The organism is Elioraea rosea, assembly GCF_007644105.1.
GTDB lineage: Bacteria > Pseudomonadota > Alphaproteobacteria > Acetobacterales > Acetobacteraceae > Elioraea_A > Elioraea_A rosea.
Map to the genome: position 1 here is coordinate 1 of NZ_VFAC01000075.1, position 7,534 is coordinate 7,534.

The window sequence follows — 7,534 nt, forward strand, 5'->3', positions numbered from 1 at the left end:
TGCGCAGGCGGCGAGCTCGCCGAGCCGCGTCGCCGGCGCACCCTCGGCCGCGATGGCCGGGTTGGAGCAGGGCGCCTCCGAGGCGAGCAGGCCAAGCGCCTTCGCCTCCGCCTCTCCCGGCGCGGCGACGATGCCGCCGGCCTGGGTGACGGCCCGGCCTGCGAGCGCGGCGAGCGAGGGGGCGGAGGCGGCGATGAACACGCGCTCTCCCTGCATGCGCTGGCGTCGCGAGAGGACCGCGGCGGCGTCGAGCATCTCCTCCAGGCTCGCGACATCGACGATGCCGGCACGCCGCAGCGCGGCCGAGAATACCGCCCCGGCGCCGAGCGCGAATTCCGCCTCCGGATCGGGGGGCGCCTCGGGGGCGGTGCGGAGCGCGATCACCGCCCGGCCGCGCGAGACGGCGCGCGCGGCGGAAAGGAAGCGCCGGCGGTCCCGGATGCGCGCGACCTCGATGAGCACGACGCGGGTTGCCGAATCACGCGAGAGCCAGTCGAGCACCGCGGCGAAGCCGAGCCCGTCGTTGCGGCCGAGCGACACGACATGGCTGAAGCCGAACGCCGCAGCGCCCGCATGGTCGAGCACCGCACGGGCGATGCCGCCATCGTGGCAGACGAGCGCGCACCCCCCCGCGCGCGGCAGGCGCGGGGCGAAGGAGGCGTTCAACTTCAGCGCAGGCACGACGAGGCCGAAGGACCCGGCACCCAGGAACCCGAACCTGTCCGGGACCGCGGGCGGAAGCGGGCCGGTGAGCACCGCCCCGCCTGCTCCCCTGGCGGCCAAGGCGGCGAGGGCAACCCCGGCCTGGTCAGCCGGAAGGGAGACGAGCGCGAGGTCCGGCACGAGGGGGAGGGAAGCGATGTCGGGATAGGCGAGCACGCCCGCGACAGAGCCTGGCCCGGGGCAGACCGGCAGGACGGGGCCACCGAACCCGCCCGCGAGCAGGTTCGCCAGAAGCGCGCGCGCCGGCGCGCCCTCGGCGGCATCGCCCACGACGGCGACGCTGCGCGGCCTGAGAACGCGTTCGAGGGGTGAGGGCGAGTGGATCAGCGCGCGCCTCCGTGCTGCGGTGCAGCATGCGCCCTGGAGGGCGTCGTCTTCAAGCCACCGCATCGTCGCGGGCGGATGGCGCCGGCGCAACGCCGCTTCGCAGCGCCCGTCTTGCTGCCGCTGCTTCTGGCGGGCAGCCTGCCGGGCCGAGAGGAGAGAGCGATGGCCGAGCCGTGCCGCTGCCGCTGGGCGCAGAACGACCCGTTGATGCGCGCCTATCACGATACGGAATGGGGCGTGCCGGAGCGCGATGCGCGGATGCTCTGGGAAACGCTGATGCTCGAAGGGTTCCAGGCGGGTCTCTCCTGGATCACCATCCTGCGCAAGCGCGAGGCCTTCCGCGCGGCCTTCGCCGGGTTCGAGCCGCGCGTGGTCGCTGGGTTCGGCGAGGCCGACATCGCGCGCCTCCTGGCCGACCCGGGCATCGTGCGGTCGCGCGCCAAGATCGAGGCGACGATCGCCGGGGCGCGCATCTGGTGCGACATGCAGGACCGCGGCGACGATTTCGCCGCCTGGTGCTGGTCGTTCACCGATGGCCGGCCGCTGGTCGGCGACGGGCGGAGCCTTCCGGCGAGCACCGCGCTGTCCGAGCGTATCTCGAAGGCGCTGAAGCGAGAGGGCTTCAAGTTTGTCGGCCCGACCATCGTGTACGCCTGGATGCAGGCCGTGGGCATCGTCGACGACCACGAGGGGGGCTGCTTCCGGCGCCGATGAGCCACGGAGGCTGACCTCCGTGGCCCACCGAACTCACAGGCCGAAGCGCGGGATAGGCGCCGCGGTGGCGACGAAGGCCGGGCGGGCGAGCAGCGCGCGATGCCAGCCATCGATCGCCGCATGTCGGTCGATCACCGAGCGCCCGGTTGGCGCCTTCGCGAACACATCGATCTGCGCACCGACCGCTGCATCGGCGAGCGAGAAGGTCTCGCCGCCGAGGAACGGTGCGGCGGCCAGCCGTGCCTCCAGGAATGCAAGGTAGGGCGTGGCGCGCCCGGCCGCCTCGACGACCGCCGCGCGATCGGGCGTGCCGCCATTCGCTGCGACATAGGCCTCGTTGAAGAACACGCCCATGATGCCCGAGGGGTAGAAATAGGCGGAGGCTGCCAGTGCGGCCATGTCGGCTTCCGCCCGTGCGGCTGCGTCCGGCGGCTGCAAGGCAGGGCCGGGAAAGGCCTCGTCGATGTAGCGCAGGATCGCCTGGGTCTCGGCCAGGCGGAGCGCGCCGTGCTCGAGCACGGGAACCCGCCCGAACGGCGCGAAGCTCCGTCCTGCGGCGGCGAGAGCGCCGGGATCGAGTAGCACGTGGATCGCGGCCACCCCCTTCTCGGCGGCGGCGATCCGCGCGGCGCGGACATGTGGGCTGAACGCCCAGCCATGGATGGTGAGGGTCATCGTCCCGTTCCCCGTCGCTGCGTCAACGCCGCACGGGGCGGCTGGCGATCTCGACGAAGGGCTGGGGCAGGCCCTGGACGCCGAGCTGGACGAGTGCGCGGGGCCAGTCGAACTGGTCCCAGTGCTCGACGAGCATACCGCCGGCGACACGCCAGACATCGATCACGTCGAACTCGACCTTCTGGCCACGCGGCGCGATGCCGAGGAACCCCTCGCCGGTCAACGTTCCCGTCCAGGTCCAGCGCGTGACGACGCGATCCTCCGTGGCGAACACGTCATGCAGGATGAAGCGTGCATCGGGCATCGCCTGGAAGATGACGGGAATGAAGTCGATGAGCCCCTGCCTGCCCTGGGGCACCAGCGGATTGTGCTGGATGTAGTCGGTCGCGACGATCCGCTCGAGGATGGCGACGCGGCGCTCCTGCGAGCGCTCGTTCAGCATGACCTCGGAGAAGGTCCTGCCCAGCCAGACATTGTAGGCGACCGTGCCGGGCGGGGCCGGCGGATCGAGCGGCGCGCGCGCCAGCGATGGCGCGGCGGCGAGCGTGGCGAGCGCGGTCAACGCCGCGCGACGGGTTGCGTGCATGGAAGGTCTCCTTCGATCGGCCGGCGTCGCCGGCCGGTGGGAGCCGGCGGTGCCGGCGGGCCGAGCGCCTCGGCATGCCGTCGAAATGGATCGAACGATCAAATATTCAAGCCGGCCAAAAGACCGAAGTTTTTGTTGATATATGATCGTTCGATCTATACTGTTTGCCCATGCCCCGGCCGCGCGCGTTCGATGAGGATGAGGTTGTCGAGAAGGCGATGCGCCTGTTCTGGCGTCGCGGCTACGCGGGCACGGCGATGTCCGACATCTATGCCGAGACGGGGCTTCGCCCCGGCAGCCTGTATGGTGCGTTCGCCGACAAGGACGGCCTTTTCCGCCGCGCCTTCGAGGCCTATGCGGCGCGGTTCCGCGCCACGCTGCCGAAGGGTGTCGCCGGCCTCGCGGCGATCGAGGCCTGGCTCGCGACGCAGGTGCGTCTCGCGGCCGAGGATCCGGATCGCGCGGGGTGCCTGATCGTCAACACGGTGGCGGAGCGGGACGTCCATCCGCCCGCCACGCAGGCGCTCGCGCGCGGCAGGCTCCAGGAGATCAGGGATTTCTTTGTCGCTGCGCTCACTGAGGCGGTGGCGATGGGCGAGGTGCCGGAAGGCCTGTCGGTTGCGACGCACGCCGACGCGCTGGTCGGCGCGGTGGTGGCGATCATGACGCTCGGTCGCGCGGGAGCCGACCGGACGAGCCTCGAGCACATCGCCGAAGCGGCGCTTGCCGCGCTGCGGCGGGTCCAGCCGCGCCGAGAGGGTCGCTGAGGCGAGGCCCGCCCTCGCGGAAGACGGGCTCCGCCGAACGATATCGAGAATGGGGGAGTGACCTCGAGCGTGGCTCCCCGAGCTGGACTCGAACCAGCGACACGCGGATTAACAGTCCGCTGCTCTACCAACTGAGCTATCGGGGATCGCTCGCTGCGGGCAGGCTCTAGCGCAGCGGCGCTCCGTGATCAAGCGGCACGGCGGCACCTCTGCCCGGCTCAAGCGTCCCAGATCAGTTGTAAGCCTCACCGTCAGCCCCACTGACCGCTGCCGCCCTGCGGCGAGGCCCGGGCCGCAATCGAACCCCGCGGCACGGGACGGAAGCGCCGCCGGTGCTGGAGGCCCGGGCCGGAATCGAACCCCGTGGCACGGGACGGAAGCGCCGCCGGTGCTGGAGGCCCGGGCCGGAATCGAACCGACGTACGGGGATTTGCAGTCCCCTGCATGGCCACTCTGCCACCGGGCCGCCGAAGGCTCCGGCGAACGCGTGTTTCGTAGGCGCCACACCGTGATGCGGTCAAGCGGGGCTGGCGTCATGGCTGCAGCGGTGGTGCTTGTTGCAGCGCGACGTGGCGGCCTATAACGCGGCGGTTCGCCCGAGGCCCGCAGCACAGGACTGCCGACATTCCATGGATTTCGCCAAGGCCCGCCTCAACATGGTCGAATGCCAGCTCCGCCCCAACAAGGTGACGGACCCGCTGCTTCTCGCCGCGATGGGCGCGGTGCCGCGCGAGGCGTTTCTCCCGCCGGGGCAGCGCGCACTCGCCTATCTCGACGAGGATGTGCGCCTCGGCTCGGGCCGGGCCCTGATGGAGCCGATGGTGTTTGCCCGCCTCGTGCAGGAGGCGGAGATCGGCGAGGGCACGCGGGTTCTTCTCGTCGGCGCGGGTTGCGGCTACGGCGCGGCGGTGATCGCCCGGCTCGGTGCGCGCGTGATCGCGCTCGAGGCGCCGGGGCCATTCGCCGAGGCGCTGGCTGCCCGCAAGACGGGTGCGATGGTCGTCACCGGCCCGCTCGCCGAGGGCTGGCCCGGCCAGTCGCCCTACGATGTGATCCTCATCGAAGGCGCGGTGGAGGTCGTTCCGGCAGGGCTCGAGGCACAGCTTGCCGAGGGTGGGCGGCTCCTTACCGTGATCGCGTCGGGCCGGCGCGGGGTGCTCGGCCTCGCGGTGCGTCGGGTCAGGACGGGCGGGGCGGTGACGGAGGTGCCGCTGTTCGATGCCGGCACGCCCGTGTTACCGGAGTTCCGCAGGGCGCCGGAATTCGTCTTCTGATGGCGGACGCCGCGCCCCTGCCGTTCGAGATCACGCCAGAGACGCTCGCGGCGTGGCGCGAGGCGGGGCAGGCGCATGCGGTGCTTGATGTGCGCGAACCGTGGGAGCTTGCCATCGCCTCGCTGCCGGATGTTCTCGCCGTGCCGATGGCCGAGATCCCGGCACGGCTCGAGGAGCTTCCGCGCGATCGTCCGCTCGTCGTGCTCTGCCATCACGGCGGTCGCAGCGCGCGGGTCACGGCCTGGCTGCGTGCGCAGGGCATCGGCGGGGCGACCAATCTCGGCGGCGGCATCGATGCGTGGTCACGCCTCGTCGACGCCTCGGTGCCGACCTATTGAAGGCTTGCGGAACAGAGCGCTGGCAACCACAGTCACCGGCGCGGTAGTCAGGCTTCGACTGTCAGGGGCCTGGCCCGACGGGCCGGGCCGGAGAAGGGAAGATCGATGGGTCCGAGAGGTTTCGATCGGCCGGTAGCCGCGACGGTGGAGGCGCGGGCCTGGCGTGCGGGGCTCGCCGCGCTACGCCCCCTCCTGCTTGCGGGGGCGATGCTGCTCGCAGCGCCGGAGGCCGGCGCCCAGACGCTGCGCGAAGCGCTGGCGATGGCCTATTCCAACAACCCGACATTGCAGGCCGCGCGCGCGCGCCTGCGGGCGACGGACGAGAACGTGCCGCAGGCGCTCTCGGGCTGGCGGCCGACCGTGACGGTGCAGGGCCAGTTCGGCTACGCCGACGGAACGGCTACGGGCGCTCTCCAGAACAACGGCTCCCGGATCGTGTCCAACACCGAGCGCAACCCGCTTTCCGGCAGCGCCACCGTCAGCCAGCCGCTGTATCGCGGCGGCCGCACCGTCGCCGCCACGCGCCGCGCGGAGAGCCAGGTCCTGGCCGAGCGGGCCAACCTCCTCGCGACCGAGCAGATCGTCCTGCTCGAGAGCATCAACGCCTATGCCAGCGTGATCCGCGACCAGGAGGTGCTGCGGCTGACGCAGAACAACGTGCGCGTGCTGGAGCGCCAGCTCCAGGCGGCGCGTGACCGGTTCCGCGTCGGCGAGATCACCCGCACGGACGTGGCCCAGGCGGAGGCGCGCCTCGAGCGCGCGCGGTCGGAGCGTGCGACGGCGGACGGCACGCTGCAGATCAGCCGCGCGGTGTTCCAGAGGCTGATCGGCGAGGCGCCGCGTTCGCTCGTGCCGCCACCGCCGATCCGCCCCGTGGCGAACTCCTCGGCGCAGGCCGCGACGCTCGCCGAATCGAACAACCCCAACGTTCTGCGCGCGCGGTTCGACGAGCAGGCGGCGATCCACAATGTCGACCTGATCTTCGGCGAGCTTCTGCCGACCGCCTCGCTGCAGGGCTCGACGTTCCGCAACGACGACAGCTCGCTGCGCGACACGCGGTCCACGGGCAGCCAGGTGCTCGGCGTGCTCTCCGTGCCGCTCTACCAGGGCGGGCAGGAGCATGCGCGCGTGCGCCAGGCCAAGCAGGAGGCGCAGCGGGCCCGCGAGGCGTTCGATGAGGTGCGCAGGCAGGTGACGGAGAACGCCCGCCGCGCGTGGGAGACGCTCGAGAGCGCCCGCGCGGAGGTGGCGGCGCGCAGCGCGCAGATCCGCGCCAACGAGATCGCGCTCGACGGCGTGCAGCGCGAGGCGCTGGTCGGCAGCCGCACCACGCTCGACGTGCTGAATGCGGAGCAGGAACTGCTCGATGCCCGCGTGGCGCTGGTGCGCGCGACGGCACAGTATCTCGTCGCCACCTACGGCCTCGCCTCCTCGGCGGGGCGGCTCACGGCACGCGACCTCTCGCTGCCGGTGCAGATCTACGACCCGCTCGACTACTACAAGGCCGTGCGCGACCGCTGGGTCGGCACCGATGTGCCGCCTGCCAGCACCATGCCGCTCAGCAGCCGATGAACGCCCCGGCCGACAAGCGCCCTGCCGGCACGGAGCCTGATGCGGGGCAGGATGGCTCGATGGAGGACATCCTCGCCTCGATCCGGCGCATCCTCGCCGAGGACCAGGCCGCACCGATGCCGGCCGCGCCCGACGCGGCGAAACCGGGCGAGGACGTTCTCGACCTCACCGAGCAGATGCTCGCCTCCGAGCCTGCCGCCCGCAGCCAGGAGAAGGGAGCGAGCCAGGACATGACGAAGCCCGAGGCAGCGAAGCCTGACTCCCAGGCAGGCATGAGCGCAGCCGACATCGATGCGCTGTTCGCGGCATCGAAGGCGCCGGCGGCGCCGCAGAAGCCTGCGGAGGCGATGAGCGCCGCCGACATCGACGCGATGTTCGACGCTCCCGCCCAGGCAGCGCCGGCACCGCAGCCTGCGCCTCCTGCCGAGGCCGCTTCTCCCCCGCCGCCTCCTGCCGTTCCGGCCGCATCGGCCGCAGCGGAGGGCGCGCTTCTCGGCGGCAGCACGGCGGCCGCCGCCGCCGCGTCCTTCGCCGCCCTTCGCGCCGCTGCGCGCGGCC

Annotated in this window: 9 protein-coding genes and 2 tRNA genes; 6 read left to right on the forward strand and 5 right to left on the reverse strand. The window is 72.1% G+C overall.

Annotated elements, in window-relative coordinates; genetic code table 11:
* On the reverse strand, positions 1-1,113 hold a 1,113-nt coding region (locus FIF60_RS21110; RefSeq protein ID WP_275426731.1), incomplete at its 3' end, for a CoA-binding protein.
* A gap of 99 nt (positions 1,114-1,212) precedes the next feature.
* On the opposite strand from FIF60_RS21110, the gene FIF60_RS21115 reads away from it, so the two are divergent.
* The gene (locus tag FIF60_RS21115; protein ID WP_144300265.1) at positions 1,213-1,764 is read left to right on the forward strand and encodes a DNA-3-methyladenine glycosylase I; all 552 of its coding nucleotides are present in this window, start codon (positions 1,213-1,215) and stop codon (positions 1,762-1,764) included.
* 33 nt (positions 1,765-1,797) lie between these two features.
* On the opposite strand, the gene FIF60_RS21120 is transcribed toward FIF60_RS21115, so the two are convergent.
* On the reverse strand, positions 1,798-2,439 hold the full coding sequence (locus tag FIF60_RS21120; protein WP_144300266.1) for a glutathione S-transferase family protein: 642 nt from the start codon (positions 2,437-2,439) through the stop codon (positions 1,798-1,800).
* 22 nt (positions 2,440-2,461) lie between these two features.
* On the reverse strand, positions 2,462-3,025 hold the full coding sequence (locus FIF60_RS21125) for an ester cyclase (protein ID WP_144300267.1): 564 nt from the start codon (positions 3,023-3,025) through the stop codon (positions 2,462-2,464).
* Positions 3,026-3,195: 170 nt separating this feature from the next.
* Here FIF60_RS21125 and FIF60_RS21130 point away from each other — a divergent pair, with 170 nt between their 5' ends.
* On the forward strand, positions 3,196-3,792 hold the full coding sequence (locus tag FIF60_RS21130) for a TetR/AcrR family transcriptional regulator (RefSeq protein ID WP_144300268.1): 597 nt from the start codon (positions 3,196-3,198) through the stop codon (positions 3,790-3,792).
* A 70-nt stretch (positions 3,793-3,862) separates the two neighbouring features.
* On the opposite strand, the gene FIF60_RS21135 is transcribed toward FIF60_RS21130, so the two are convergent.
* Together FIF60_RS21135 and FIF60_RS21140 are read right to left on the reverse strand one after the other, a co-directional pair.
* A tRNA-Asn gene (locus tag FIF60_RS21135) sits at positions 3,863-3,938 on the reverse strand.
* A 246-nt stretch (positions 3,939-4,184) separates the two neighbouring features.
* A tRNA-Cys gene (locus tag FIF60_RS21140) sits at positions 4,185-4,258 on the reverse strand.
* 163 nt (positions 4,259-4,421) lie between these two features.
* On the opposite strand from FIF60_RS21140, the gene FIF60_RS21145 reads away from it, so the two are divergent.
* From FIF60_RS21145 to FIF60_RS21160, 4 genes are all read left to right on the forward strand, one after another.
* Positions 4,422-5,066: a protein-L-isoaspartate O-methyltransferase family protein gene (locus FIF60_RS21145; RefSeq protein WP_144300269.1), complete on the forward strand. Its 645-nt coding sequence runs from the start codon at positions 4,422-4,424 to the stop codon at positions 5,064-5,066.
* Positions 5,066-5,404, forward strand: coding sequence for a rhodanese-like domain-containing protein (locus FIF60_RS21150; RefSeq protein WP_144300270.1), 339 nt, complete (start codon positions 5,066-5,068; stop codon positions 5,402-5,404). Before FIF60_RS21145 ends, FIF60_RS21150 begins: the two co-directional genes overlap by 1 nt.
* Positions 5,405-5,509: 105 nt before the next feature.
* Positions 5,510-6,976 carry a TolC family outer membrane protein gene (locus tag FIF60_RS21155; RefSeq protein ID WP_239451751.1) on the forward strand — a complete coding sequence of 489 codons (1,467 nt, stop codon included), beginning with the start codon at positions 5,510-5,512 and terminating at the stop codon, positions 6,974-6,976.
* On the forward strand, positions 6,973-7,534 hold a 562-nt coding region (locus tag FIF60_RS21160), incomplete at its 3' end, for a hypothetical protein (RefSeq protein ID WP_144300271.1). The genes FIF60_RS21155 and FIF60_RS21160, both read left to right, overlap by 4 nt.

What these genes read in the sequence shown, in the direction of transcription:
- FIF60_RS21145 (WP_144300269.1), top strand. Translation starts at nt 4,422, where the DNA reads ATGGATTTCGCCAAGGCCCGCCTCAACATGGTCGAATGCCAGCTCCGC.
- FIF60_RS21115 (WP_144300265.1), top strand. Translation starts at nt 1,213, where the DNA reads ATGGCCGAGCCGTGCCGCTGCCGCTGGGCGCAGAACGACCCGTTGATG.
- FIF60_RS21155 (WP_239451751.1), top strand. Translation starts at nt 5,510, where the DNA reads ATGGGTCCGAGAGGTTTCGATCGGCCGGTAGCCGCGACGGTGGAGGCG.
- FIF60_RS21130 (WP_144300268.1), top strand. Translation starts at nt 3,196, where the DNA reads ATGCCCCGGCCGCGCGCGTTCGATGAGGATGAGGTTGTCGAGAAGGCG.
- FIF60_RS21120 (WP_144300266.1), bottom strand. Translation starts at nt 2,439, where the DNA reads ATGACCCTCACCATCCATGGCTGGGCGTTCAGCCCACATGTCCGCGCC.
- FIF60_RS21150 (WP_144300270.1), top strand. Translation starts at nt 5,066, where the DNA reads ATGGCGGACGCCGCGCCCCTGCCGTTCGAGATCACGCCAGAGACGCTC.
- FIF60_RS21125 (WP_144300267.1), bottom strand. Translation starts at nt 3,025, where the DNA reads ATGCACGCAACCCGTCGCGCGGCGTTGACCGCGCTCGCCACGCTCGCC.